Source organism: Aurantimonas sp. 22II-16-19i, from assembly GCF_002088275.1.
Taxonomy (GTDB): Bacteria; Pseudomonadota; Alphaproteobacteria; order Rhizobiales; family Rhizobiaceae; genus Jiella.
On the sequence record NZ_AQQS01000039.1, the window covers coordinates 17,607 to 42,637 of the forward strand.

Below are 25,031 nucleotides of genomic sequence, written 5' to 3' on the forward strand. Positions count from 1 at the left end.
ATCCTCACTGCACCGAGAAACGGATGTCGCGATGCCAGGCGCCGAGTTCGCCCGCCTCGACGGCGAGCCGCGCCTCCCAGCGGCCGGGCGTCAGATCGGTCTCGCCCTCGTAGCCGTCGCCCGTCGGCGTCAGGGTCAGCGTGCGGTCGAGCGTGGCGTTGACCGGATGGCCGATGGTGACGCGGACCACCGCGCCGGTGACGGGGCGCCCGGAGGCGTCGGCGAGCGCCAGCCGGAACCGGCCCTCCGCATAGCTGGTCTCGGCCGACCAGCCGCGTGCGGCCTCGTTCCTGCGCCGGGCCGTGTCGGCATCGAAGGTCTGGCTGGCGACATAGCTGTTGGGAACGACGAGACCGCTCCAGGTGGTCTTTGCGAAATAGGCCATGGTGAGGTTCACCGTGATGATCGTGCCGAAGAACAGGCCCATCACCAGGGCCATGTGGCGGCCGGTGAATTCGCGCGGGGGAGAGATCTTGGAGGTCATCGGGCTTTCTCCGGGGCTTCGAAGGCGGCGTCGTAGCCGGCCGATTCGGAACTGTTCATGTCGTCGAGGACGAAGCGGAAATCGGTGGTCCCGGGCTTCACGTCCGGGCCGGGCTGGACGACGAAGAACTTCAGCGTCCGCAGCCGGTCGGGATCGACGTTGACGGCGAAGCTGCGCCCCTCCGGCTGGTGCAGGTCCTCCGAGAACATCACCGCGCCGGGCAGCCCCTCGATCGACAGCCGGAACTGGCGCGGCTCGGGGATCATGTTGAGCAGCTTGACGGTGTAGCCGTTGCGGATCGAGCCGTCCGACAGCTTCACGAAGACCGGATTGCGGTCGCGCTGGACGTTCAGCTCCAGCCGTTCGCGCGCCATCAGCGCGACGAGGAGGCCGATGCCGATCGCCGTCCACAGGCCGGCATAGAGCAGCGTGCGCGGCCGCAGGAAGACGTGCCAGTCGAAATGCCGGACGGCGGAGACGAAGCGGCCGTCGGCACCGCGGATCCGGCCCGGCTCAATCGTGTTGGTGACCGGGTCGGTGGCGAGCGCCATGTTGGCGTCGTAGTCCTTCAGCGTCGCATAGGAGATCAGCCCCCGCTCGCGGCCGAGCTTGTCCATGACGCCGTCACAGGCATCGATGCACAGCGCGCAGGTGATGCAGGCCATCTGCTGGCCGTCGCGGATGTCGATGCCCATCGGGCAGACGGCGACGCAGGCGTTGCAGTCGACGCAGTCGCCGACGGCGAGCCCGGCGGCCTTGGCCTTCTTGGCGCCGTGACTGCGCGGCTCGCCGCGCCAGTCGTTGTAGGTGACGACGAGCGATTCCTCGTCGAGCATCGCTGCCTGGATGCGCGGCCAGGGGCACATGTAGATGCAGACCTGCTCGCGCATCAGGCCGCCGAAGACGTAGGTGGTGGCGGTCAGGATGGCGACGGTCGAATAGGCGACGAAGGGGGCGTCGCCCTCGAGAAAGTTCTGCAGGAGCGTCGGCGCGTCGGCGAAGTAGAAGATCCAGGCGCCGCCGGTGGCGACCGCGATGACGATCCACACGACGTGCTTCATCGCCCGCTTGCGGAGCTTCTCGAGGCTCCAGGGCGCCTTGTCGAGCTTGATCCGGGCGTTGCGATCGCCCTCGAAGAACCGCTCGACGACGAGGAAGAGATCGGTCCAGACGGTCTGCGGGCAGGTGTAGCCGCACCAGGCTCTGCCGACGACGGAGGTGACGAGGAACAGCCCGACGCCGGCCATCACCAGGAGCCCCGCGACGAAGATGAATTCCTGCGGCCAGATCTCGATGAAGAAGAAATAGAACCGGCGATGGGCGAGGTCGATCAGCACCGCCTGGTCCGGCGCGAAGGGCCCGCGGTCCCAGCGCAGCCATGGCGTGACGTAGTAGATCGCCAGCGTCACCGCCATGATGATCCACTTGAGCCGGCGGAAGTTGCCCTCGGCGCGCTTGGGGTGGATCTTCTCGCGCTTGGCGTAGAGCGGCTGGCTCTGCTGGCGCGCCGGCGCGTTGACGGGCGCGACGTCGATGCGGTGGATGTCCGGGCTGTCCGGGAGTTGCAGCATGATCGGGTCTCGGCACTGCGCCCGAGGGATCGGGGCGATGGTCGAGGGATTAGGCCGCCGGCGGGCGCGTGTCCTTGATCGAGGTCAAGTGGATCCGGCGTCCGGCTCGGTCACGGCAGCCCTGCCCGCAGTCGCAGCGCCACCGTGATGACTGCCGTGCTCATGCAGGGGAGAGCTTGCTCGCTCCTTGACAGAATGCGTCAGTCACGCAGTCAGGAGAGCGGATGCCGGTATTCCTCATCACCGTCTTCTCGAAGGGGGAGCGGGCCAATCTCACGGCGAAAGAGCGGAACGCGCTCAAGGCAATGTCCGCATCATTGATCGAGGAATACGGCAAACGCTTCGGCGGGACAGGTCGACTGAAATGAGCAAAAAGGCCTTCGACAAGATCGCGCAGGGTCTCAGTGAGGCGATCGCGATCACCAAGGGCGAGATGAAGCCGGCGAAACTTCACCTTCCCGACGAGATCGACGTCCGAAGCTTGCGCAGGCGCCTCGGCATGACGCAGGACGAGTTCGCCTCGGCGTTCGGTTTCACGATCAACCAGATCCGCGAATGGGAACAGGCCCGGGCGCGTCCTTTGGGCGGCTTGCGGGCCTATCTGCTTCTGATCGACAAAGCGCCGGAGAGTGTGCTCGCGCTGCTTCAGGAGAAGATCCCGCGCGAAGCCGCATGATCACACGATGTGGCTCTCGCACTTTTGCGCCAGAGCCACATCCGCTTCAAACCTGTGGTGCCTACTCCCCACCCCCCAGGCTGTGCACATAGACGGTCAGTTCCTTCACCGTCGTCTCGCCGAGCCGAGTGCCCCAGGCGGGCATGACGCCGTGGCGCGGCGTCGTCACCTGGCGGACGATGTCGTCCTTGGCGCCGCCGAACAGCCAGATCGCGTCGTTCAGCGCCGGCGCGCCGACTTCCCGCATGCCTTCGCCGCCGTCGCCGTGGCAGGCGGCGCAGTTCTCGGCATAGACCACCGCGCCCCGTTCGGCCGCAGCCGGATCGGCGGCCGTCCCGCCGAGCGTCAGGACGTAGTCGGCGACATCGCCGATCTGCGCCCGGTCGAGGATGCCGTCGCGGCCGAAGGCCGGCATTTCGGAGACCCGGGTGTCGGCGTCCGAAGCATAGCGGATGCCATGTTCGAGGGTCGTGTGGATGGCGTCCAGCTGACCGCCCCAGAGCCAGGCGTCGTCGTTGAGGTTCGGATAGCCCGGCCCGCCTTCCGCGCCGGAGCCGTGGCACTGGACGCAATTGACCTTGAAGGCGGCGCGGCCGCCGGCGATGGCGACGGTGCGAAGGTCCGGATCGGCGGCGATCTCCTCGACGGAGAGCGCGGAGATCTTTTCCAGCTGCCCGGCCCGGGCCGCATTGGCGGCAGCCAGCTCCGCGCCCAGATCGCCGCGGCTCGACCAGCCGAGGAGGCCCGTGGTGGCCGAGTTCACCATCGGCCAGGCCGGGTAGAGAACCGTGTAGACGAGCGCGAAGACGATGGTCGCGTAGAAGGTCCAGAGCCACCAGCGCGGCAGGGGATTGTTCAGCTCCTTGATGCCGTCCCAGGAATGGCCCGTGGTCTCGACACCGGTGATCTGGTCGACGTCCTTGTGATCGGCCATGGGTCAGTCCTCCTTCAGGGGGATGGCGGCGGCCTCGTCGGCCGATCGGCGGGCGCCGGGGCGCAGCACGAAGCCGACGACCCCGAGGAAGAAGAGGGCCATGGCGAGCAGGCCCCAGGTGTCTGCGAAGGCGCGCATGGCGTGATAGTCGGGTTCCATGTCAGGCCTCCTCAGCGCTGGTTTTCGATGGGGTCGTAGGCGGAGAAGTCGACGAGCGTGCCGAGCATCTGGAGATAGGCGACGAGCGCGTCCATCTCGGTCAGGCGCTGGGGATTGCCGTCGAAATCGGCCACCACGGCCTTCGGATAGCGGGCGAGGAGACCGGAGGCGTCGCCATCCGGCTTGACCTGCGCCGTCAGATCGGCGGCGGCGTTCGCGACCATCTCGTCGCTGTAGGGCACGCCGACCGAGCGGTTGGCTTCGAGATGGCCGGCCGGGTCCTTCATGTCGAGGTCGGCATTCAGCAGGAAGCCGTAGGAGGGCATGATCGATTCCGGCACGACCGAGCGGGGATCGGTGAGGTGCTGCACCTGCCACTCGTCGGAGTAGCGGCCACCGACGCGGGCAAGGTCCGGCCCGGTGCGCTTCGAGCCCCACTGGAACGGGTGATCGTACATCGACTCCGCCGCGAGCGAGTAGTGGCCGTAGCGCTCGGTCTCGTCGCGGAACGGGCGGATCATCTGCGAGTGGCAGTTGTAGCAGCCCTCGCGCAGATAGATGTTGCGCCCGGCGAGTTCGAGGGGCGAATAGGGCCGCATGCCTTCCGCCTTCTCGATGGTGTTCTGCAGGTAGAAGAGCGGCGCGATCTCGACGATGCCGCCGATCGTCACCACCAGCAGCGACAGGACGAGGAGCAGCGTGGCGTTGCGCTCGATCTTGCCGTGGTGGGCGAGGATGCCCCTGGCGACGGGGTCGGCCTTCAGCTCCGGGCGTGCCCCGTCGAGGGCGGGATTGGCGTTGTTCTTGTCGGTCATCGGGGTGTCCTCACTCCGCCGGCTGCAGGGTCGGGGTGCCCATCGGCACTTCCCGGCGAACGTCGCCGCGGATGGTCTTGTAGACGTTGAAGGCCATGATCAGCGCCCCGGCGAGGAACATCGCCCCGCCCAGCATGCGCAGGACGTAGTAGGGATGCATGGCGGCGACGGTCTCGGCGAAGGAGTAGACGAGGTAGCCGTCGTCTCCGTATTCGCGCCACATCAGGCCCTGCATGATGCCCGAGACCCACATGACCGCGGCGTAGACGACGATGCCGAGGGTGGCGAGCCAGAAGTGCCAGTTGACGAGGCGCAGCGAGTAGAGCCGCTCGCGGCCCCAGAGCTTCGGCGTCAGGTGATAGACCGCGCCGAAGGAGATCATGCCGACCCAGCCGAGCGCGCCGGAATGCACGTGGCCGATGGTCCAGTCGGTGTAGTGCGAGAGCGAGTTCACCGACTTGATCGACATCATCGGGCCCTCGAAGGTCGACATGCCGTAGAAGGCGACGGAGATCACCATCATCCGGAGCACCGGGTCGGTCCGGAGCTTGTCCCAGGCCCCAGACAGCGTCATCAGGCCGTTGATCATGCCGCCCCAGGAGGGCATCCACAGCATGATCGAGAAGACCATGCCCAGCGTCTGCGCCCAGTCGGGCAGGGCGGTGTAGTGCAGGTGATGCGGGCCGGCCCAGATGTAGAGGAAGATCAGCGCCCAGAAGTGGATGATCGACAGGCGATAGGAATAGACCGGCCGGTTCGCCTGCTTGGGGATGAAGTAGTACATCATGCCGAGGAAGCCGGCGGTGAGGAAGAAGCCGACGGCGTTGTGGCCGTACCACCACTGGGTCAGCGCGTCCTGGACGCCGGAAAAGGCCGAGTAGCTCTTGGCGCCGACGAAGGAGACCGGCAGCGACAGGTTGTTGACCACGTGCAGCATCGCGATGGTCACGATGAAGGCGAGGTAGAACCAGTTGGCGACGTAGATGTGCGGTTCCTTGCGCCTCACCAGCGTGCCGAGGAAGACCGCCAGATAGGCGACCCAGACGACCGTCAGCCACAGGTCGACATACCATTCCGGCTCGGCATATTCGCGCCCCTCGGTGATGCCGAGGAGATAGCCGGTGGCGGCCATGACGATGAACAGCTGGTAGCCCCAGAAGACGAACCAGGCGAGGTTGCCGCCCCACAGCCGCGCCCGGCAGGTGCGCTGGACGACGTAGAAGGAGGTGGCGATGAGGGCGTTGCCGCCGAAGGCGAAGACCACCGCCGAGGTGTGCAGTGGCCGCATGCGGCCGAAATTGAACCAGGGCTGGATGTTGAGATCCGGCCAGGCGAGCTGCGAGGCGATGACGACGCCGACGAGGAAGCCGACGATGCCCCAGAACACCGTCGCGATGACGCCGTAGCGCACGACGTCGTCCATGTAGGCGACGCTGGTCGCGCTCCCGGTGCTCCCTGCGGTCTCGCTCCGCGCCACCAGTCCGCCGCCGGGTCTATCGCCGGACGTATCGGCCCGCAGCGGGATCATCTTGTCGCCGGAAAAGTCGATCCGGCGCATCATGACGATCGCCGTGATCGCCAGGACGACGAACAGGACGTAGGCGTGCTCCCTGAAAGGCACGTCGGCCGCAAATCCCGCGCCGAGCAGCGCCAGGAAAGCGGCGAGACCGACGAGCATCGTCTCGGTCGTATATCGCATTGATTTGCCACCCTCTTTCTCAATCCGGGGCGAGGAGCGGCGCGTCGTGCCGCGACCCCCGGGACTGAGGGCTGAAGTGACAGTTTCCCGCGAGCGCCGCCTTGACCTGGATCAAGGGAAAGCGGCCACGAAACCGGCACGCCTTTCCGCCGCCTGCCGTCCCCCTCCTGGGCGATCGCCGGCTCCGCCGGCGCGGCGGCGGAGCCATCGACGCGCTTGCGCCTCCCAAGCCTCGCGACTATGGAACGGGAGCGCTCCAGGCGCAGCGGTCTGGCAGAACAAGCGGTTTGGCGGAGACGAGATGTCGGCGATGGATTTCGAGGCGGCCCGGGTGAAGATGGTCGACAACCAGATCAGGACCACGGACGTCACCAGTCATGAGATCTTGCGCGCCTTTCTGCAGGTGCCGCGCGAGGAGTTCCTGCCGGCCTCGCGCCGCCCGCTGGCCTATCTCGACGACGACATTGCGCTCGGCGACGGGCGCTTCGTGATGGAGCCGTCGCCGCTGGCCAAGCTTTTGCAGCTCGCCGGGGTGGGCAAGGACGACGTCGTCCTCGATGTCGGCTGCAACACCGGCTACTCGTCGGCGATTCTCTCGCATCTCGCCGGTTCGGTCGTGGCGCTCGAGGAGGATCCGACGCTCGCCGCGGCGGCGACCGACAATCTCGCCCGGCTCGACTACGTCACCTGCGCCGTGGTCGAGAACACCCTCGTCGAGGGCTGCCGGGACGAAGCCCCCTATGACGTGATCATCTTCCAGGGCGCCGTCGAGACGCTGCCGGAAACCTTCTTCGATCAGATGAAGGCCGGCGGGCGAATGGTGGTCGTGCTCGGTGTCGGCAACGCCGCCGGCGCGATGCTCTACGTCAAGGACGAGGAGGGGGTCGTCTCGGAGCGCTTCGCCTTCAACTGTTCGGTCAAGCCGCTGCCGAGCTTCCGGCGCAAGGCCGAATTCGTCTTCTGAGCTCGACGCGTTGCAGATTTGCCCCGGTCCGATGAAAACCGGCGGTGTGGCGACAATACTAGACTGCTTCGTTCACTTAATCGGTTATTAGCTTCGGGCAGGCGGTTCGACACCGAGGTTCGCATGATGCGCCCCTCCATCGAGCCGGATCGCGTTGCAGCCCGGAGTATCGATTGGTGCTGAAGAAGATCACTCTCCTTGCCCTTTTGTCGGGGTCCCTGGCCCTCGCAGCCACCCTTCCGGTCCGTTCGGAAACCCTGGCCGGAGCTCTGGCGAAGGCGTATTCCTACAATCAGGATCTCAATGCCTCGCGCGCCCAGCTGCGGGCGACGGACGAGACGGTTCCCCAGGCGAAGGCCGGGCTGCGGCCGAGGGTGAACGGTGTCGGAACGCTGGGCGCCACGGCCAGCAGGACCACTCAGGGCGACGGCCTTCCCTCCTCGCGCAACCGCACCTATTCGTGGAGCGCCGGCATCCAGATCCAGCAGACGCTGTTCGACGGCTTCCAGACCCCCAACAACGTCCGCTCCGCCAAGGCACAGGTCCAGGCGTCGCAGTTCAACCTGTCGAATACCGAGCAGAACACGCTGCTCGACGCCGTGACCGCCTACATGAACGTCATCCGGGACCGGCAGATCGCCGATCTGCGCCGACAGAATCTCGGCTTCCTGAACGAGCAGGTCCGCGCGGCGCGGGCGCGATTCGACGTCGGCGAGGGCACCCGCACCGATGTCGCCCAGGCGGAATCGCAGCAGGCACTGGCCACGGCGCTCCTCAACAGCGCGCTCTCCAGCGTCGCCTCGAGCGAGGCTTCCTATTTCCAGGTGATCGGCGACGCGCCGAACAATCTCTCTCCCGCCAAGGCCCCGATGCGGCTTCTGCCGAACTCCGTCGCGTCGGCCTTCGCGGTGTCCCAGCGTCAGCATCCGGCGATCCTGGCGGCGCTCTCGGCCGTCGATGCGGCCGCCTATCAGGTGAAGTCGGCGGAAGGCGCCCTGCTGCCGCAGGTCACCCTGAACGGCGACGTCACCAACAGCTACGCCGCGAGCGACACCGATCCGAATCCGAGCAGCCTGCCGGGCGTCGACGTCACCACCTCGAACGACGTATCGGGCACGGTCACGGCGCAGATCACCATCCCGATCTACCAGGGCGGTGCGGCGAGTTCGCTGGTGCGCCAGTACAAGGAAACCCTCGGCCAGCGGCGGATCGAGGTCGACGGCCTGCGTGATCAGGTTCGCGCCTCGGTGGCGACCAGCTGGGCCGAGCTGCAGGCCGCCCGGGCCAACATCACCGGCTATCAGGCGCAGGTGCGCTCGGCGCGTCTCGCCCTCGAGGGCGTGGTCGAGGAGCGCAACGTCGGCCAGCGCACGACGCTCGACGTGCTGGATTCCCAGGCCGATCTGATCTCCGCCCAGATCCTGCTCGCGGGCTCCGAGCGCGACGAGGTGGTGGCCGCCTATTCCCTCCTGTCCTCCGTCGGCCTGCTCAGCCAGAAGTCGCTGAAGCTCGCCGCCACCAATTACGACCCGAACGATCACTACATCGCGGTCGAGGACAAGTGGTTCGGCCTGCGCACGCCCGACGGTCGCTGAGGGCGCGCGTCCTCGGTCCCGTCGCGCCACTCTCCCTCGACCCGTCCTTTCCGAAGACCGATCCCGCGCGTCCGCTTCCATGAAGGCGGGCGTGGCCTTGCGGCGTCGAACGATGCATCGAGGGCCGGGAAATAATCTGGTGAAAGAAGTGTTTCCGCGGGTAGCGGGATTCATCTCTCCGACGCTTCGACATAGGCTTCGCGCATGATTCGGGCGTTACGAACAGATCGTCGCCAAACCTGCGGGAGCCATTCATGAGCAACGCGCTGCCGGCCCGAGACCAGTCGATGGACGAAATCCTCGCCTCGATTCGCCGGATCATCGAAACCGGAGACGAACGCCTGGCCCGGAACGCCACGGCGCTCGACGCCGCTGCCAGGTCCACCACCGGGCCGGCCGTGGCGAGAGCGGGCGTTGCCGCGCAGCCGATGCCGGAGATGACCGGCCAGGCCGACGACATCGCCCGGGCGCGGCTGCGGTCCGAACATCTTGAGGCGGGAAGCGAGCCCGTGGCCCCGGAGACGGATGGTCGCTCGGCCGTTTCGGAGGCGTCGCGCGTCTCCGCCAATGCCCCGCGCAGCATTCGCCGCTCCGCCACCGACATCGCCGGCGACCTGCCGGAATGGCCGCAGGCCATCGCCGCCAACGATCGCTATGTCGAGGTCGCCGCCGAAATGTTCGTCGACGAATTCGACGAGGCGGGTTTTGCCGAGGAGCTCCTGAAGGGCGCGATCGTTGGGGAAGAGCCGGCCGCGCCGGTCGCTTCGGAAGCCCCGACGGAGACTTCCCTGGACATGCGGGCGTTCGATGCCGAGCTGGACCGCGCGCGTCTCGCCGGCTTCGATGTTGCCGGCACGGACGCCGCCGAGCCCGCCCTCGACGACGGCATGCGCGTCGCCCACGCCCTGATCTCGCAGGAGTCCGGCGAGCGCGTCGCCGCCTCCTTCTCCGAACTCGCCGCGGCGATCCGCGACGAGCACCTGCGCGACGCCGACCAGGTCGTGCGCGAGGTGATGCGGCCGATGCTGCAGGAGTGGCTCGACGAGAACCTGCCGCGCCTGGTCGAGCAGCTCGTGCGCGAGGAAATCGAGCGAGTCGCCCGCGGCGGCACGCGCTGAACCGACCGATCCATCACCCGGACAATCGACAGAGCGGGGCGGGCGCCGGAGGGCGGCCGCCCCGCTTCGCGTTGACAGGGAGGAGAGCAAGTGGCTAACCGGAGGGCAACGCGAAATCGCTTTCTGGACATTCCATGATCGAAAAGACCTACGACGCCGCCGCCATCGAGCCGCGCATCGCCGCCCGATGGGAGGACGCCGGTGCCTTCAGGGCCGGCGCTGGAGCGAAGGAGGGGGCCGAGCCCTATTCGATCGTCATCCCGCCGCCGAACGTCACCGGCTCGCTCCACATGGGGCACGCGCTCAACAACACGCTGCAGGACATCCTGATCCGCATCCAGCGCATGCGCGGCCGGAACGTCCTCTGGCAGCCGGGCCTCGACCACGCCGGCATCGCGACGCAGATGGTCGTCGAGCGGCAGATGGCGGCCAGCGGCGAGAACGTGACCCGCCGCGAACTCGGCCGCGACGCCTTCATCGAGCGGATCTGGGACTGGAAGGTGGAATCGGGCGGCACGATCCTCGGCCAGCTGCGCCGGCTCGGCGCCTCCTGCGACTGGTCGCGCGAGCGCTTCACCATGGACGAGGGCCTGTCGAAGGCCGTTCGCCACGTCTTCGTCGAACTCTACCGCAAGGGCCTGATCTACAAGGACAAGCGGCTCGTCAACTGGGATCCGAAATTCGAGACCGCGATCTCCGACCTCGAGGTGGAGAACCGCGAGATCGCCGGCCACATGTGGCACTTCAAGTATCCTCTCGCCGGCGGCGAGACCTATGAATACGTGGAAAGGGACGCCGACGGCAACGAGATCCTGCGCGAGACGCGGGACTACATCTCCATCGCCACGACCCGGCCGGAGACGATGCTCGGCGACGGCGCCGTCGCCGTCCACCCGGACGACGAGCGCTACGCCCCGATCGTCGGCAAGCTCTGCGAGATCCCCGTCGGGCCGAAAGAGCACCGCCGGCTGATCCCGATCGTCACCGACGAATATCCCGACATGACCTTCGGCTCCGGCGCGGTGAAGATCACCGGCGCCCACGACTTCAACGACTATTCTGTGGCCAGGCGCAACGGCATTCCCTGCTACCGGCTGATGGACGAGAAGGCGGCGCTGCGCGCCGACGGCGACGCCTATGCCGAGGCGGCCGCCCGTGCCGCCGAGATCGTCGCGTCGGGCGAGACGCCGGATGCCTCCGTCGTCGACGACATCAACCTCGTGCCCGACGCGTATCGCGGCCTCGACCGCTTCGCCGCGCGCGAAAAGGTCGTCGCGGAGATCGACGCCGAAGGCCTGATGATCAAGGTCGAGGACAAGACGATCATGCAGCCCTTCGGGGACCGCTCTGGCGTCGTCATCGAGCCGATGCTCACCGACCAGTGGTTCGCCGATGCCAAGACGCTCGCCGAGCCGGCGATCGCCTCGGTGCGCGAGGGACGCACGAAGTTCGTCCCCGAGAACTGGTCGAAGACCTATTATCAGTGGATGGAGAACATCGAGCCCTGGTGCATCTCGCGCCAGCTCTGGTGGGGCCACCGGATCCCGGCATGGTACGGACCGGACGGCTCGATCTTCGTGGAAAAGAGCGAGGAGGAGGCGGTCGCCGCCGCGCTCTCGCACTACGTCATGAACGAGACGATCACCGACGAGGAAGCCCGCGAGATGGCCGCGGACCCGGAAAAGCGGGACGGTTTCCTGAAGCGCGACGAGGACGTTCTCGACACCTGGTTCTCCTCGGCGCTGTGGCCGTTCTCGACGCTTGGCTGGCCGGACGAGACGAAGGAGCTTTCGACCTACTATCCGACCTCGGCGCTCGTCACCGGCTTCGACATCATCTTCTTCTGGGTCGCCCGGATGATGATGATGGGCCTCGAATTCATGGACAAGGAGCCGTTCGAGACGGTCTATGTCCATGCGCTGGTGCGCGACAAGACCGGCGCCAAGATGTCGAAGTCGAAGGGCAACGTCATCGATCCCCTCGACCTGATCGAGGAATACGGCGCCGACGCCCTGCGTTTCACGCTCGCCATCATGGCGGCGCAGGGCCGCGACGTGAAGCTCGATCCGCAGCGCATCGCCGGCTACCGCAACTTCGGCACCAAGCTGTGGAACGCCACGCGCTTTGCCGAGATGAACGGCGCGGTGCATGGCGCGGCTCTCGGCCCGCAGAACCTGACGCTGCCGCTCAACCGCTGGATCGTCACGGAGCTCTCGCGCACCATCGCCGAGACGAACGAGGCGATCGCCGCCTATCGCTTCAACGATGCGGCCGGCGCCATCTACCGCTTCGTCTGGAACCTCTTCTGCGACTGGTATCTGGAGCTTTCCAAGCCGACGCTCTCGGGCGAGGACAAGGCCGCGGCCGACGAGGTGCGCCACGTCACCGGCTACGTGCTGGACCGGGTCTTCGCGCTGCTGCATCCGTTCATGCCCTTCATCACCGAGGAGCTGTGGCAGGTGACGGCGGGCGAGGGGACGCGGGAGACGCTGCTCTGCCACACCGCCTGGCCGGCGGTCGACTTCTCCGATCCCGAGGCTGCCGGCGACATCAACTGGCTGGTCGCGCTGGTCTCGGAAATCCGCTCCATCAGGGCCGAGATGAACGTGCCGCCGGGAGCGGAAGCCGCCCTCGTCGCCGTCGACCCGGATCCCGAGAGCGCCGCTCGGCTGAAGCGGCACGACCTGCAGCTGCGCCGGCTGGCGCGGCTCGGCGACGTCTCCGTGGCCTCCGCCGCCCCGGCCCAGTCGGCCCAGGTGGTGGTCGCCGGCGCCAGCTTCGCGCTGCCGCTCGCCGGCATGATCGACGTCGCGGCGGAGCGCGCGCGGCTGACCAAGGCGCACAAGAAGGCCGAGGACGAGATCGGCCGGATCGACAAGAAGCTGTCCAACGAGCGCTTCGTCGCCAACGCGCCGGACGAGATCGTCGAGCAGGAGCGCGAAAAGCGCGAGGGCTACCGGCTGGAGGCGGAAAAACTCGGCGCCGCGCTGAAGAGCCTGGGGTGAGGTTAAGGTGAGCCGGGGCAGTCTGCGGCAGGTGTAACAGTCACCCGCCGCTGGCGAAGAGGTTCGTGTGTTCGGGCGATGCACCCCCCTCTGCGCTTCGGGCATCTCCCCCTCAAGGGGGGAGATCGCCTGGCGGGAGCGTCGACGTCGGGCGGCGGTCCGTCGCCGGCGCATCCAAGCGGCGGGGCCTGGAATGGGCGCCGCGATCGATGATTGGCTGATCTCCCCCCTTTGTGGGGGAGATGCCCGCCCTTCGACATACTCAGGAGGGCAGAGGGAGGTGCCTCGGCGCTGCCCTGGGCCAGTAACCGCGATGCCAGCAAGGCTGGACGATCGAAAGAAGGCGCAGAACTTGGTCGCAGATCTTTCCTATCCGACGGCGGTGCTGGGCGGGGCGCTCTCCTTCCTGTCGCCCTGCGTCCTGCCGCTCGTCCCGCCTTATCTCTGCTACATGGCGGGGGTTTCGGCCGACGACCTGAAGTCCGGACCGGCCGTCGCCACGACGGGCTATGCCCGCCTGATCGGCTCCTCGGTGATCTTCGTTCTCGGCTTTTCCACGGTCTTCGTGGCGCTCGGTGCGGGCGCCAGTTCGATCGGGCTGTTCCTGCGTCAGAATCTCGACTGGCTCGGGATGGTGGCCGGCATCGCCATCATCGTCATGGGGCTGAACTTCCTCGGCGTCTTCAAGCTGTCGTTCCTGTCCCGCGAGGCGCGGATGCAGGCACCGGACCGGCCGAGGAGCCTCCTCGGCGCCTATCTGATGGGGCTCGCCTTCGCCTTCGGCTGGACGCCCTGCATCGGTCCCGTCCTCGGCGCCATTCTCGGCCTTGCCGGGGCCAGCGGCACCGTCGGGGAAGGCGCCGTCATGCTGGCCTTCTATTCGGCCGGCCTCGGCATCCCCTTCATCCTCGCCGCGGCCTTTTCCGGCGCCTTCCTGCGCTGGCTGAGCGGCTTTCGCAGGCATCTCGGCACGGTCGAGAAAGCCATGGGCGGGCTCCTCGTCGTCACCGGCGTCCTGTTCCTGACCGGCGGCATGCAGGACATGTCGTTCTGGCTGCTCGAGACCTTCCCGGCGCTCCAGACCATCGGATGAACCATAACGCGCGGGTCTGGTCGCGTTTCGGCCCGATTTCGTGCTAAGCGGCTCGCTCCTGGTTCATCGAAGTGTTCAGAGGCATTCATGGCGAGACGCTGCCTGTCGATCATCCTGGCTGCGGGCGAGGGCACGCGGATGAAGTCCGCCCGCGTCAAGGTCCTGCACGAGGTGGCGGGGCTCGCCATGGTCCGCCACGTCGTCGCGGCGGCGGGCCGGGCGGGCTCTGATCGCGTCGCCGTCGTCTCCGGCCGTGACAGCGACGCCGTCGTCGCGGCCGTCCGAAAGGACCGCGACGATGCCGAGCACTTCGTCCAGGAAGAGCGCCTCGGTACCGCCCATGCGGTCCTTGCGGCGCGCCCGGCGATCGAGGCCGGCGCCGACGACATCCTCGTCCTCTTCGCCGACACGCCGCTGATCCGCGCCGAGACGCTCGCCCGGGCCCGCGCCTCGCTGATCGCCGGCACCGACATCTGCGTCATCGGCTTCCGGCCGGAGAACCCCTCGGGCTACGGCCGGCTTCTGGAACGCGACGGCGAGCTCCTGGCGATCCGCGAGGACAAGGATGCGAGCGAGGCCGAGAAGGCCATCGACTTCTGCAATGCCGGCGTCATGGCGCTGGCCGGCGACAAGGCCCTGGCGCTCCTCGACGCCATCGGCAACGCCAATGCCAAGGGCGAGTACTACCTGACCGACGCCGTCGAGATCGCCCGGCGCGAGGGCCTGAAGGTCCGCGCCATCGAGGCCGAGGCCTTCGAGGTCGCCGGCGTCAACAACCGCGCCGAACTCGCCGCCGTCGAGGCGACGTGGCAGTCCCTGCGGCGGCGCCGGGCGATGATCGAGGAGGGCGTCACGCTGATCGACCCGGCCTCGGTGACCTTTTCCCACGACACGGTGCTGGCACGGGACGTGACGATCGAGCCCAACGTCGTCTTCGGCGAGGGCGTCACGGTGGGCGAGGGCGCGGTGATCCATGCCTTCTCGCATCTGGCGGGGGCGACCGTCGCGCCGGGCGTCTCGGTCGGCCCCTTCGCCCGGCTGCGCGAGGGCTCCAACCTTGCCGCCGGCTCGAAGGTCGGCAATTTCTGCGAGGTGAAGAATGCCACCCTCGGCGAGGGCGCCAAGATCAATCACCTCAGCTATGTCGGCGATGCCGAGATCGGCGCGCGCACCAATATCGGCGCCGGCACCATCACCTGCAACTATGACGGCGCCCTCAAGCATCGCACCGTTATCGGCGCCGACGCCTTCATCGGCTCCGACACCGCCCTGGTCGCGCCGGTCAGCATCGGCGACAACGCCTATGTCGGGACCGGCAGCGTCATCACCGACGACGTGCCGGCGGGCGCCCTCGCCATCGCCCGCGAGCGCCAGGTGAACAAGGAAGGCCGCGGCCTTGCCATCGCCGAACGCAACCGGGCCGCCAAGGCGCGCAAGGGCGGCGCCGGAGCGGCACCGGAGGCGGCCACGGCCGAAGCCGGGCCCGCTGCCGAACCTGCCGCAGAACCGGAAGCCAAGCCGGACGCCAAGCCGGAAGCCAGGTCTGGCGACAACGCCGGGAAACCCGCGGCGGCGGCGAAGAAACGATCGTGACGACGCGTCATCAATCGTTATTCCGCTTCGCCGGCGGCATGAGCTAAGAGCGACCTGTCCGAAGCCGGAGCGGCGACCGGCACGTCTTCATCGCGGCCGCAACCTGCGACCGAGCCAACGGGGGTCCCTTCATGTGCGGAATCATCGGCATCATCAGCCGCGAACCGGTGGCCGAGCGGCTGGTCGATGCCTTGAAGCGGCTGGAATATCGCGGCTATGATTCCGCCGGCGTCGCCACCATCGAAGAGGGGCGGCTGACCCGGCTTCGCGCCGAAGGCAAGCTCGTCAACCTCCACAGGAAGCTGGTCGCCGAGCCCCGCTCCGGCACCACCGGCATCGGCCATACCCGCTGGGCGACCCACGGCGCGCCGACGGAAGCCAACGCCCACCCGCATTTCGCCGGCGGCATCGGCGTCGTCCACAACGGCATCATCGAGAACTTCGCCGAGATCAAGCGCGAGCTCGTCGCCGAAGGCATCGTCTTCCACACTCAGACCGACACCGAGGTTGTCGTCCAGCTGCTCGCCAGGCTGCGCCAGGAGGGTCTCTCCCACCGCCACGCCATGCAGGCGATGCTGGCCCGCGTGGCCGGCGCCTATGCGCTGGCGGTGATCTTCGAGGATCTGCCCGGGACCATCATGGGCGCGCGCAACGGCCCGCCGCTGGCGATCGGGGCGGGCGAGGGCGAGATGTTCCTCGGCTCCGACGCCATCGCGCTGTCGCCTTTCACCGACGAGGTCCGCTATCTCGAGGACGGCGACTGGGTGGTCCTGACCGGCGACGACGCCGAGATCATGGACGCCGAGGGCCGGCTGGTGGAGCGCCCGATCGTCCGCTCGACCGGCAAGGCGCATTACGTCGACAAGGGCAACTACCGCCACTTCATGCAGAAGGAGATCTACGAGCAGCCGGAGGTCCTCTCCCACACGCTCGGCGCCTTCGTCGACATGACGAGCGGTCGGACGCGCCTTCCCGCAGGTCAGGCGCTGGATTTTTCGGCGGTGCGGCGGATCGCTTTGTCGGCTTGCGGCACCGGCTACTATGCGGCGCTGGTTGGCCGCTATTACTTCGAGCGTTACGCCCGGATCCCCTGCGACCTCGATGTCGCATCCGAATTCCGCTACCGCGAGAGCCCGCTCGGCGACGTCGACCTGGCGATCTTCGTCTCCCAGTCCGGCGAGACCGCCGACACCCTCGCGTCCCTCCGCTACGCCAAGAGCCAGGGCCTGACGACCGCCGTCATCGTCAACGTCGAGGGCTCGACCATGGCGCGGGAGGCCGATTTCGTCCTGCCGACCCTGGCCGGGCCGGAGATCGGCGTCGCCTCGACCAAGGCCTTCACCTGCCAGCTGATGGCGCTGGCGGCGCTCGCCATCCGCGCCGGCGTCGATCGCGGTGTGATCGGCGGCGAGGAGGAGCTGGAGCTGACGCGCGTCCTCGCCGAGGCACCGCGGCTGGCCAAGGAGGCGATCCATACAGAGGCGCGCATCGAGGCGCTGGCGCGGGAGATGGCGACCAAGCGCCACGCGCTCTTCCTCGGCCGCGGCTTCTCCTTCCCCCTGGCCATGGAAGGCGCGCTGAAGCTGAAGGAAATCAGCTACATCCACGCCGAAGGCTATGCCGCCGGCGAATTGAAGCACGGACCGATCGCGCTGATCGACGAGACCATGCCCGTCGTCGTCGTCGCGCCGCATGACCGCAGCTTCGAGAAGACCATCTCCAATGTCCAGGAAGTCGCCGCGAGAGGCGGCGAGATCGTGCTCCTGACCGACGCGGATGGCGCCGCCAACGGTCCGGTCGACCCGGCCCGGTGCATCGTCCTGCCGAAGATGGCGGAGATCCTGACGCCGATCGTCTACGCCATCCCGCTGCAGCTGCTCGCCTACCATACGGCCATCCAGATGGGCACCGACGTCGACCAGCCGCGCAATCTGGCGAAATCCGTGACCGTCGAGTGATACCGGTGGCCGGGGACATCGGCTCCCGGGCCACCGGTATCCGGCCCGTGCGGCGCTTGACCGGTGACCCCCTGCCACCGGTCGACGACCGGGACCGAAGGTACAATCGTCATCGACGTCGCGTTATGCTGCATTGCGAATGACGCCTTGCATTCGCCTGTCGGCGGAACGATGCTCGGCTTGACGGATTCCTGCGCGGTGACTTCGCCCCCGTCCGGTTGGCGACGCCGAAAGGTGAGCAAAAAAGCATGATGCGGCTCAGAAACTACTTCCTGACCGGGTTCATCGTCTGCGCACCGCTGGCGATCACGGCCTGGATCACCTGGTCCTTCATGGGCTGGGCGGACAGCTGGGTGAAGCCCTATGTCCCGGCGCGCTACTGGCCGGATGCCTACCTGCCCTTCGCCATTCCCGGCTTCGGCCTGATCGTCGCTCTGATCCTGATCACCCTGATCGGCTTCCTGACGGCGAACATCATCGGCCGCACCATCATCGGCTGGGGCGAGCGGCTCTTGTCGCGCACCCCGCTGGTGCGCACGGTCTACACGGCGCTGAAGCAGATCTTCGAGACGGTCCTCGCCGACCGCTCGGCCTCCTTCAAGACGGCCGCCCTGATGGAATATCCGCGCAAGGGCGTCTGGTGCGTGGTGCTGGTGGCGACCGATGCGCGGGGCGAGATCGCCCGGGTGCTGGCCGACGAGTCCGACGAGATGACCGCGGTGTTCCTGCCACCGACGCCGAACCCGACCTCCGGCTTCCTGCTCTTCGTGCCACGCGCCGAATTGCGCATCCTCGACATGAGCATCGAGAACGCGCTGAAGCTCGTCGTCTCCTCCGGCCTCGTCTCGCCGGACGATCCGTCCGCCAAGGTCTCGATCGACCAGGCCGCGAAGATCATCTCCGCGCGGCAGAGCCGGGAGCGGGAGCGCGAACCGGCGGAATGAAGGCGGGGCAGTCCACGACCGCGCCCGACTTTCCATCCATCACTCCCGGCGCATCCTTCACTCTCGGCCCATCCTTCACTCTCGGCATGACGCCGGGCTGTGTTCGTCTGCGTCGCCGTAGCCTCCCGGCTCAGCTTTCGCCGCCGCCGACCCGCTTGCTCTCGCCCTGCAGCAGGTCGATCAGCTTCGAGGCGTCGGCCTTGTTGAGGCTCTCGTCGAACGGATGGCCGGTCTCCTCGCACAGCGTCTTGAGGTAGGAGGCCTGCGCGCCGGTCATCGGCTCGCCGCCGGTGGTCCAGTCGGACGGGTCCTTCTCGGTGTTCGACCGGGTATCGGTCTTGGCGTCGACCTGGCTCATCATGCATCTCCGAAACGGTTGATCGTTCCCGAAATGTTCCACGAGCCGGATTGGTTCCGCGAAGCAGGCGGCGGGATGGTCCGGGATCATCGCGGTGTCCGGAGCGCGCCTGCGGCCGCCGATCCGGCGTCTCGCCACCCAACCCTGCCGCTGTCCGGCGGTGCGGCACTGCCGCTTCGCCATCCGCGGGGAACGCCCTGGAGAGCCCCACCGGCGACCTCAAGCTCGGCCTCAGCTCTTCATCGCCGCGTCCGGATCGATGCCGCCCATCTCGCAGATCCGGCGGAACTCCGCGTCCTTCACCGGCTGGACCGACAGGCGGGAATTGTTGACCAGCACCATGTCCTTCAGGTCCGCCTCGCCCTTGATCCGGTCGAGCGACACCGGCGTCGTCACGTCCATCACCGCCTTGATGTCGACGCACTCCCACTTGGGATCGTCGGCGGAGGAATCCGGGTGGATCTCCCTCACCACCTCGACGATGCCGACCACCTCCTTGCCCTCGTTGGAGTGGTAGAAGAAGCCGCGGTCGCCGGTCTTCATCTCGCGCATGAAATTGCGCGCCTGATAGTTCCGGACGCCAGTCCACTCCTCGCCGGCCTCGCCCTTCGCCTTCTGCTGGTCCCAGGACCAGGTGGCGGGCTCGGACTTGTACAGCCAGTAGCGCATCTTACGCCGCGTCCGGGTTCTTGACCGACCAGTTCCAGCGCTTGACCTCGACGGTCTCGAACAGGCCCGCCTTGGCATAGGGGTCTTCGGCGGCCAGAGCCTTGGCCGCCTCCAGCGATTCGGCTTCGAGCATCAGCAGGCTGCCATTCGGCTTCTCGTCGCCGCCGAGGAAGGGGCCGGCGAATTTCAGCCTGTCGCCGAGCTGGTTCAGGAAGGCGAGATGCTCCGGACGGGTGTCCATCCGCGTCTGCAGATGATCGGCCTTGTCGGTGCAGATGACGGCGTAGAGCATGGCGCGTTCCTTGAAGGGGCGCCGGCAGCTTCTGGCGGCGCGGGGGCTGGAAGTCGGCGAAGGCCGAGGGATCGGGCAAGGAGCTATCGCGGCCGGCGGCGGCTTTCAACCGACTTCGCGCTTCAGCGGGCGTGCGAGCAGGCGCTGCGCCGCCTCGTCCACCGATAGCTGGGCGTCGAGCACCTGCGCGACGGTCTCGACGATGGGTGCCTCGATGGCCGATTCTCCGGCGAGCCTGGCCGCGATGGCGGCGGTGAAGACGCCCTCGGCGAGCTTCATCCGCGAGACGTCCTCGCCGCGGCCGAGGGCCGCGCCATAGGCGAAGTTGCGCGATTGCGGCGACGAACAGGTCAGCACCAGGTCGCCGAGGCCGGAGAGGCCCATCAGCGTCTCCGGCCTGCCGCCGAGCGCCTCGCCGAGGCGCCTGAGCTCGACGAAGCCGCGGGTGACGATGGCGGCCTGCGCCGAGGCGCCGAGGCCGCGGCCGGCGACGATGCCGGCGGCGAGCGCGAGGACGTTCTTCAGCGCACCGCCCACCTCGACGCCGCGCAGATCGTCGCTGGCGTAGCAGCGGAAGCTCTCGGTGGACAGCTGCCGGGCCAGGAGGTCGGCGGCCTCGCCGTCCCTGGCGGCGACGGTGACCGCCGTCGGCAGGCCGCTGGCGACGTCGCTGGCAAAGCTCGGCCCGGACAGCGCAGCCAGGGGATGACCGGGCAGGGCCTCCGCCGCAAGCTCGGACAGGAACCGGCCGCTGGTGCGCTCGATGCCCTTGGCGCAGAGGACGAGTGTCGCAGTGGCCGCCAGATGCGGCGCGAGGCTCCCGGCGACGCCGGCAAGGCTCTGGGCCGGCACCACCAGGAGGACCAGCTCGGCATCCGCAAGGGCTTCGGCGGCATCGCCCGTCGCCCGCACCGACGCCGGCAGCTGGATGCCGGGGAGATAGCGCGGATTGGCGTGGCCCTCGTTGATCGCCGCGATCGTCGCCTCGTCGCGCCCGAGGAGCGAGACCGTCTCGCCACCGCGGGCGTAGAGGGCGGCGAGCGCCGTGCCCCAGGCACCGGCGCCGACGACGGCAAGGCGGCTCATGCCTTGGCTCCCCGGCGGCCATGGCCGACCAGCGGCGCGGATTTTTCGTCGAGGGGCCAGCGGGAGCGAACGGCGACGTCCAGCCGGTCGGTGCGTCCTGCCTCGAAGCGCTCGAGCCCGGCATAGGCGATCATCGCGCCGTTGTCGCCGCAAAGGACCAGCGGCGGGGCGACGAGACGCGCGCCGGCCGCGGTGCATTCGGCCAGCAGCGCCGCCCGGATGGCCTGGTTGGCGCCGACGCCGCCGGCAACGCCGAGGACGGGAGCGGCAAGGTCCGGAAACGCGTCCCGGAATCGCGCCAGCGAACGGCGCACCCGGTCGGCGACGGTCTCGGCCGCCGCCAGCTGGAAGCCGGCGCAGAGATCGGCGACGTCCTGATCGCTCAAGGGCGCGTAGGCCTCGGCGACGAGGCGGAGCGCCGTCTTCAGGCCGGAGAAGGAGAAGTCGAGCCGCGCCTCGCCCTTCATCGGCCGCGGCAGGGTGAAGCGCCTCGGATCGCCCTTTGCCGCCATCGCCTCGACATTGGGGCCGCCCGGATGGGGCAGCGACAACAGCTTGGCGGTCTTGTCGAAGGCTTCGCCGAGGGCATCGTCGATGGTCGAGCCCCAGCGCTCGTAGTCGCCGAGGCCGCGCACCAGCAGGATCTGGCTGTGGCCGCCGGAGACCAGCAGCAGCAGATACGGATAGGCGATGGCGTCCGACAGCCGCGGGGAGAGGGCGTGGCCCTCCAGATGGTTCACCGCGACGAAGGGCAGGCCGCGGGCGGCGGCGATCGCCTTGCCGGTCATGGCGCCGACCAGGAGGCCGCCGACGAGGCCGGGGCCGACGGTGGCGGCCACCGCGTCGATGTCGTCGAGGGTGACGCCGGCATCGGCAAGCGCGGCACGGATGATCCCGTCCAGCGCCTCCACATGGGCCCGCGCCGCGATCTCGGGCACGACGCCGCCGAAGGCCGCGTGCTCGGCGATCTGCGACAGGATGACGTTGGAGAGGATCTCGGCGCTGCCGCCGGGCGCCCGGCGAACCACGGCGGCGGCGGTCTCGTCGCAGCTCGTCTCGATGCCGAGAACCAGCGTTCCGTGGCCGGGGCTTGCCATGCGAGGCGCAAGGGACGTTTCGGTGCGTGGCAAGGCGGGCTCGTTCGCTGTCTGGGGCATTGGCCGGGACATGGCCTCGGCCGCTGCGTCCCAGATAGGCGATGGTCGCCCGCCATGCCAGCCGAGGTCGACCCTGTGCCGCCACGAGGGCGGCGAAATCGGACCGCCGCTCGGCAAGGTCCGAGGCGGCGCGCACCAAAAAGATGCAGCATGCGGTTTCACGACCCGCCGGTCCGATCTACTTTGATGACCGGGCGGGCAACACAGGGGCGGACAGGCAGGCGATGGCGCAACAGCAACTCATCCGGATCGGCACGCGCGGCAGCCAGCTGGCGCTGGCGCAGGCAAGCGAGGTCCGCGCGCGACTGATGGCGGCCCACGATCTGCCGGAAGAGGCCTTCGCCATCGAGGTGATCTCCACCTCCGGCGACCGCATCCTCGACCGGCCGCTGTCGGAGGTCGGCGGCAAGGGCCTGTTCACCAAGGAGATCGAGCAGGCGCTGATCGAGGCGCGGATCGACATCGCCGTCCATTCGTCCAAGGACATGGCGACGGCGCTGCCCGACGGGCTGGAGATCTCGGCCTATCTGCCGCGCGAGGACGTCCGGGACGTGTTCATCGGCCGCGCCGCCCCGACCATCGCCGAACTCCCTCCGGGAGCGACGATCGGTTCGGCGTCGCTGCGGCGCCAGGCGATGCTGAAGCGCATGCGCCCCGATCTCAACGTCATCATCTTTCGCGGCAACGTCCAGACGCGGCTGCGCAAGCTCGGCGAGGGGCAGGCCGACGGCACGCTTCTGGCCATGGCCGGGCTCGCCCGCATGGCGATGACCGACGTCGCCACCGAGATCCTCGACCCCGAGAGCTTTCCGCCGGCGCCGGGGCAGGGGGCGATCTGCATCGAGAGCCGCATCGGCGACGCCGAGGTCGCCGCGCTGCTCGCGCCGATCAAGGACGCGCCGACCACCATCGCCCTCACCGCCGAGCGCGCCTTCCTGGCCGAACTCGACGGCTCCTGCCGCACGCCGATCGCCGCCCATGCGCGGGTCGGCGGCGACGGCACGCTGTCGCTGCACGGCATGATCCTGAAGCCGGACGGCAGCGAGATGCACGAAACCCGCCGCACCGGCGTCGTCGAGGATGCCGAGATGATCGGCCGTCTGGCCGGCCGGACGGTGCTGGACGCGGCAGGCCCCGGCTTCTTCGACGGCTGGGCGGGCTGACGCGGCTGACGGGGGCGCTGCGATGGCGCGCGTCCTGATCCTGCGCGAGGCGGCCGAGGCGGAACGGACGGCGCGCGACCTTGCGGCCCGCGGCCATCAGCCGCTGATCCTGCCGCTGGAGCGCACCGTCGAGATCCCTGCGCCGCTCGCCGCCTCGATCCCGCAAACCGCCATCGCGGGCTTCGCGGCGACCAGCGCGCGGGCGGTGCCGGCGCTCGGCGCAGCCTTTGCGGGCGATCCGCGGCCGTTGCTGGCGGTCGGCACCGCGACCGGCGACGCCGCCATCGCGGCGGGCTTCCCGTCAGTTCATGTGGCGGAAGGCGCGGCATCGACCATGGGGCGGCTCGCCTTGGCTGTGGGAATCGCGCCGGGAGAGACGCTCCTCTACGCGGCCGGTCGGCGCCGGACCGGGACGCTCGAGACCGCGCTGGCCAGGGCGGGCATCGGCTGCCTGATCCGGGAGGTCTACGACATCGTTCCCGTGGCGCTGCCAGCGGGCATCGTGCGCAGCGTCCTCGTCGGTGGTCCGCCGGACGTCGTTCTCCTCCTGTCGGCCGGGCAGGCGGAGGGCTACGGCCGCCTGGCGGGCATGATGCCGCAACTGTTCACGCCCGAACCGAACTTGCTGGCGCTTTCCGGCCGCGTGGCGGAAGGCCTGCCGCAATCATTGCGCCCGAAGGCGCGGATTTCGGCGGCTTCCAACCTCGCCGCGCTTTTCGAACTCATCGCCTAACCTACATCACGCATCCATGTGAACTCGGTGCTTGCGCCATGCGCGCGAATGAAGGACCAATGGAATCGTGCAGAAATGGAGCGCCGAGGAAACGACCCGGGGCGCCGCCGTGACCGCAAGCATGGAGCTGACGCTATGACCAACCGTCCCCGGCGTTCACGACCGACGAAGACGCGTGGCCAGACGATCGATCTCAAGGCGGAAAAGAAGACCACAGTGAGCGAAGGCGAAAAGACCACGGCGACGCCCGCCGCCAAACCCGATGCCAAGCCCGACGCGAGCGCCGAGGCTGCCACCGATCGGCCGAGCGCGCAGGCGCCGCTGAAGGGCGGCGCCACGGCGGCATCGCCGGCTGCTGCGCCGGCATCGGCTGCAGCCTCCACTTCGGCAGCGGCGAGCTCGGGCGCGTCCACTCCAAGTCCGACGAAGCCGGCCGCGGCGACCGGTGCTGCGTCGGCTTCGGCTGCTTCGCCCGCGACCGCTTCGCCCGCAGCGGTTTCGCCGAGCGCGCCTTCGAAAGCCGGCATGGCGAGCGCCGCGGCCAATCCGGCCAAGGCCGCCTCCGCTGGCGCCCCGAAGGCGGCGACGGCCGGATCGCCCGCCGCGAGCGGCGGGAAGGCCGACGGACCATCGCCGGTCGCCGCTGCGAGCGCGGCGGCGAGCACCGGTTCCGCCAAGGCCGGCTCCGGCGGGACTGCTTCGCCGGGATCGTCGGGCGCCACGCCGGCAAAGGGCACATCAGCGGCGCCGGCCGGGGGGACGTCTTCTTCGGCATCGTCCGGTGCTTCCTCGACGGGGTCGGCCTCGACCGGCGGCACGAAGCCGTCGTCGGCCGGGACTTCCCCGAATTCTCCTTCGACGACCTCCGGCCGGCCATCCGGATCGGCCTCGACCGCGGGCACGCCGCCACCGCCGCCCTCCGGCCGCTCCGGCGGTGTCGGCCTCGGCGGTGTCTTCGGCGCGGC

The 25,031-nt window shown here is 68.5% G+C and carries 23 protein-coding genes; 11 read left to right on the plus strand and 12 right to left on the minus strand.

The window, feature by feature from the left end; genetic code table 11:
- Positions 1–4: 4 nt before the first annotated feature.
- Complete coding sequence (locus ATO4_RS22705; RefSeq protein ID WP_083594056.1) at positions 5–484, minus strand: FixH family protein; 480 nt, start codon at positions 482–484, stop codon at positions 5–7.
- A complete protein-coding gene (gene ccoG, locus ATO4_RS22710) occupies positions 481–2,055 on the minus strand; it encodes a cytochrome c oxidase accessory protein CcoG (protein WP_083594057.1) in 1,575 nt (524 codons plus the stop codon). Before ccoG ends, ATO4_RS22705 begins: the two co-directional genes overlap by 4 nt.
- A gap of 187 nt (positions 2,056–2,242) precedes the next feature.
- Here ccoG and ATO4_RS28545 point away from each other — a divergent pair, with 187 nt between their 5' ends.
- Positions 2,243–2,731 carry a helix-turn-helix domain-containing protein gene (locus ATO4_RS28545; protein WP_245308897.1) on the plus strand — a complete coding sequence of 163 codons (489 nt, stop codon included), beginning with the start codon at positions 2,243–2,245 and terminating at the stop codon, positions 2,729–2,731.
- Between the two features lie 61 nt (positions 2,732–2,792).
- Here ATO4_RS28545 and ccoP read toward each other — a convergent pair whose 3' ends face one another.
- From ccoP to ccoN, 4 genes are read right to left on the minus strand one after another with little or no spacing between them, the layout of a single operon-like run.
- Positions 2,793–3,665, minus strand: coding sequence for a cytochrome-c oxidase, cbb3-type subunit III (gene ccoP, locus ATO4_RS22720; RefSeq protein ID WP_083594059.1), 873 nt, complete (start codon positions 3,663–3,665; stop codon positions 2,793–2,795).
- A gap of 3 nt (positions 3,666–3,668) precedes the next feature.
- Positions 3,669–3,824: a cbb3-type cytochrome c oxidase subunit 3 gene (locus tag ATO4_RS22725; RefSeq protein ID WP_083594060.1), complete on the minus strand. Its 156-nt coding sequence runs from the start codon at positions 3,822–3,824 to the stop codon at positions 3,669–3,671.
- 11 nt (positions 3,825–3,835) lie between these two features.
- A complete protein-coding gene (gene ccoO / locus ATO4_RS22730) occupies positions 3,836–4,639 on the minus strand; it encodes a cytochrome-c oxidase, cbb3-type subunit II (protein WP_083594061.1) in 804 nt (267 codons plus the stop codon).
- A gap of 10 nt (positions 4,640–4,649) precedes the next feature.
- Positions 4,650–6,338 carry a cytochrome-c oxidase, cbb3-type subunit I gene (gene ccoN, locus ATO4_RS22735; protein WP_083594062.1) on the minus strand — a complete coding sequence of 563 codons (1,689 nt, stop codon included), beginning with the start codon at positions 6,336–6,338 and terminating at the stop codon, positions 4,650–4,652.
- Positions 6,339–6,648: 310 nt separating this feature from the next.
- Here ccoN and ATO4_RS22740 point away from each other — a divergent pair, with 310 nt between their 5' ends.
- The 8 genes from ATO4_RS22740 (at position 6,649) to ATO4_RS22775 (ending at position 18,608) form a co-directional block, all read left to right on the plus strand.
- A complete protein-coding gene (locus ATO4_RS22740; protein WP_083594088.1) occupies positions 6,649–7,302 on the plus strand; it encodes a protein-L-isoaspartate O-methyltransferase in 654 nt (217 codons plus the stop codon).
- Between the two features lie 176 nt (positions 7,303–7,478).
- Positions 7,479–8,897, plus strand: coding sequence for a TolC family outer membrane protein (locus ATO4_RS22745; RefSeq protein WP_245308898.1), 1,419 nt, complete (start codon positions 7,479–7,481; stop codon positions 8,895–8,897).
- Positions 8,898–9,151: 254 nt separating this feature from the next.
- Positions 9,152–10,015: a DUF2497 domain-containing protein gene (locus tag ATO4_RS22750; protein ID WP_083594064.1), complete on the plus strand. Its 864-nt coding sequence runs from the start codon at positions 9,152–9,154 to the stop codon at positions 10,013–10,015.
- Positions 10,016–10,149: 134 nt separating this feature from the next.
- Positions 10,150–13,020: a valine--tRNA ligase gene (locus tag ATO4_RS22755; protein ID WP_083594065.1), complete on the plus strand. Its 2,871-nt coding sequence runs from the start codon at positions 10,150–10,152 to the stop codon at positions 13,018–13,020.
- Positions 13,021–13,333: 313 nt separating this feature from the next.
- Positions 13,334–14,113: a cytochrome c biogenesis CcdA family protein gene (locus ATO4_RS22760; protein ID WP_083594066.1), complete on the plus strand. Its 780-nt coding sequence runs from the start codon at positions 13,334–13,336 to the stop codon at positions 14,111–14,113.
- A gap of 87 nt (positions 14,114–14,200) precedes the next feature.
- Complete coding sequence (glmU, locus tag ATO4_RS22765) at positions 14,201–15,706, plus strand: bifunctional UDP-N-acetylglucosamine diphosphorylase/glucosamine-1-phosphate N-acetyltransferase GlmU (protein ID WP_083594067.1); 1,506 nt, start codon at positions 14,201–14,203, stop codon at positions 15,704–15,706.
- Positions 15,707–15,837: 131 nt separating this feature from the next.
- Complete coding sequence (glmS, locus tag ATO4_RS22770) at positions 15,838–17,664, plus strand: glutamine--fructose-6-phosphate transaminase (isomerizing) (protein ID WP_083594068.1); 1,827 nt, start codon at positions 15,838–15,840, stop codon at positions 17,662–17,664.
- A gap of 248 nt (positions 17,665–17,912) precedes the next feature.
- Positions 17,913–18,608 (plus strand): DUF502 domain-containing protein, encoded by a 696-nt coding sequence (locus tag ATO4_RS22775; protein ID WP_083594069.1) that lies wholly within the window; start codon positions 17,913–17,915, stop codon positions 18,606–18,608.
- Between the two features lie 130 nt (positions 18,609–18,738).
- Here ATO4_RS22775 and ATO4_RS22780 read toward each other — a convergent pair whose 3' ends face one another.
- The 5 genes from ATO4_RS22780 to tsaD form a co-directional block, all read right to left on the minus strand.
- Complete coding sequence (locus ATO4_RS22780; protein WP_083594089.1) at positions 18,739–18,966, minus strand: DUF3072 domain-containing protein; 228 nt, start codon at positions 18,964–18,966, stop codon at positions 18,739–18,741.
- Between the two features lie 231 nt (positions 18,967–19,197).
- Complete coding sequence (locus ATO4_RS22785) at positions 19,198–19,635, minus strand: EVE domain-containing protein (RefSeq protein ID WP_083594070.1); 438 nt, start codon at positions 19,633–19,635, stop codon at positions 19,198–19,200.
- Between the two features lies 1 nt (position 19,636).
- Complete coding sequence (locus tag ATO4_RS22790; RefSeq protein WP_083594071.1) at positions 19,637–19,927, minus strand: YciI-like protein; 291 nt, start codon at positions 19,925–19,927, stop codon at positions 19,637–19,639.
- A 105-nt stretch (positions 19,928–20,032) separates the two neighbouring features.
- A complete protein-coding gene (locus ATO4_RS22795) occupies positions 20,033–21,013 on the minus strand; it encodes an NAD(P)H-dependent glycerol-3-phosphate dehydrogenase (RefSeq protein ID WP_083594072.1) in 981 nt (326 codons plus the stop codon).
- Entirely contained in the window at positions 21,010–22,110 is a 1,101-nt protein-coding gene (gene tsaD / locus ATO4_RS22800) for a tRNA (adenosine(37)-N6)-threonylcarbamoyltransferase complex transferase subunit TsaD (RefSeq protein WP_139802640.1), read from the minus strand. Before tsaD ends, ATO4_RS22795 begins: the two co-directional genes overlap by 4 nt.
- Before the next feature lie 284 nt (positions 22,111–22,394).
- Here tsaD and hemC point away from each other — a divergent pair, with 284 nt between their 5' ends.
- Together hemC and ATO4_RS22810 are read left to right on the plus strand one after the other, a co-directional pair.
- Positions 22,395–23,333 carry a hydroxymethylbilane synthase gene (gene hemC, locus ATO4_RS22805; protein WP_083594074.1) on the plus strand — a complete coding sequence of 313 codons (939 nt, stop codon included), beginning with the start codon at positions 22,395–22,397 and terminating at the stop codon, positions 23,331–23,333.
- 22 nt (positions 23,334–23,355) lie between these two features.
- Positions 23,356–24,066 carry a uroporphyrinogen-III synthase gene (locus ATO4_RS22810; protein ID WP_083594075.1) on the plus strand — a complete coding sequence of 237 codons (711 nt, stop codon included), beginning with the start codon at positions 23,356–23,358 and terminating at the stop codon, positions 24,064–24,066.
- Here the strand turns inward: ATO4_RS22810 and ATO4_RS22815 are convergent.
- Positions 24,063–24,968, minus strand: a complete 906-nt coding sequence (locus ATO4_RS22815) for a hypothetical protein (protein ID WP_139802637.1) — start codon at positions 24,966–24,968, stop codon at positions 24,063–24,065. The genes ATO4_RS22810 and ATO4_RS22815 overlap by 4 nt on opposite strands.
- Positions 24,969–25,031 lie beyond the last annotated feature (63 nt).

Excerpts from the sequence above, each read along its gene's own strand:
- ATO4_RS22705 (WP_083594056.1), bottom strand. The coding sequence starts at position 484 with ATGACCTCCAAGATCTCTCCCCCGCGCGAATTCACCGGCCGCCACATG.
- ccoG (WP_083594057.1), bottom strand. The coding sequence starts at position 2,055 with ATGCTGCAACTCCCGGACAGCCCGGACATCCACCGCATCGACGTCGCG.
- ccoP (WP_083594059.1), bottom strand. The coding sequence starts at position 3,665 with ATGGCCGATCACAAGGACGTCGACCAGATCACCGGTGTCGAGACCACG.
- ATO4_RS22725 (WP_083594060.1), bottom strand. The coding sequence starts at position 3,824 with ATGGAACCCGACTATCACGCCATGCGCGCCTTCGCAGACACCTGGGGC.
- ccoO (WP_083594061.1), bottom strand. The coding sequence starts at position 4,639 with ATGACCGACAAGAACAACGCCAATCCCGCCCTCGACGGGGCACGCCCG.
- ccoN (WP_083594062.1), bottom strand. The coding sequence starts at position 6,338 with ATGCGATATACGACCGAGACGATGCTCGTCGGTCTCGCCGCTTTCCTG.
- ATO4_RS22740 (WP_083594088.1), top strand. The coding sequence starts at position 6,649 with ATGGATTTCGAGGCGGCCCGGGTGAAGATGGTCGACAACCAGATCAGG.
- ATO4_RS22750 (WP_083594064.1), top strand. The coding sequence starts at position 9,152 with ATGAGCAACGCGCTGCCGGCCCGAGACCAGTCGATGGACGAAATCCTC.
- ATO4_RS22755 (WP_083594065.1), top strand. The coding sequence starts at position 10,150 with ATGATCGAAAAGACCTACGACGCCGCCGCCATCGAGCCGCGCATCGCC.
- ATO4_RS22760 (WP_083594066.1), top strand. The coding sequence starts at position 13,334 with ATGCCAGCAAGGCTGGACGATCGAAAGAAGGCGCAGAACTTGGTCGCA.
- glmU (WP_083594067.1), top strand. The coding sequence starts at position 14,201 with ATGGCGAGACGCTGCCTGTCGATCATCCTGGCTGCGGGCGAGGGCACG.
- glmS (WP_083594068.1), top strand. The coding sequence starts at position 15,838 with ATGTGCGGAATCATCGGCATCATCAGCCGCGAACCGGTGGCCGAGCGG.
- ATO4_RS22775 (WP_083594069.1), top strand. The coding sequence starts at position 17,913 with ATGATGCGGCTCAGAAACTACTTCCTGACCGGGTTCATCGTCTGCGCA.
- ATO4_RS22780 (WP_083594089.1), bottom strand. The coding sequence starts at position 18,966 with ATGAGCCAGGTCGACGCCAAGACCGATACCCGGTCGAACACCGAGAAG.
- ATO4_RS22785 (WP_083594070.1), bottom strand. The coding sequence starts at position 19,635 with ATGCGCTACTGGCTGTACAAGTCCGAGCCCGCCACCTGGTCCTGGGAC.
- ATO4_RS22790 (WP_083594071.1), bottom strand. The coding sequence starts at position 19,927 with ATGCTCTACGCCGTCATCTGCACCGACAAGGCCGATCATCTGCAGACG.
- ATO4_RS22795 (WP_083594072.1), bottom strand. The coding sequence starts at position 21,013 with ATGAGCCGCCTTGCCGTCGTCGGCGCCGGTGCCTGGGGCACGGCGCTC.
- tsaD (WP_139802640.1), bottom strand. The coding sequence starts at position 22,110 with ATGGCAAGCCCCGGCCACGGAACGCTGGTTCTCGGCATCGAGACGAGC.
- hemC (WP_083594074.1), top strand. The coding sequence starts at position 22,395 with ATGGCGCAACAGCAACTCATCCGGATCGGCACGCGCGGCAGCCAGCTG.
- ATO4_RS22810 (WP_083594075.1), top strand. The coding sequence starts at position 23,356 with ATGGCGCGCGTCCTGATCCTGCGCGAGGCGGCCGAGGCGGAACGGACG.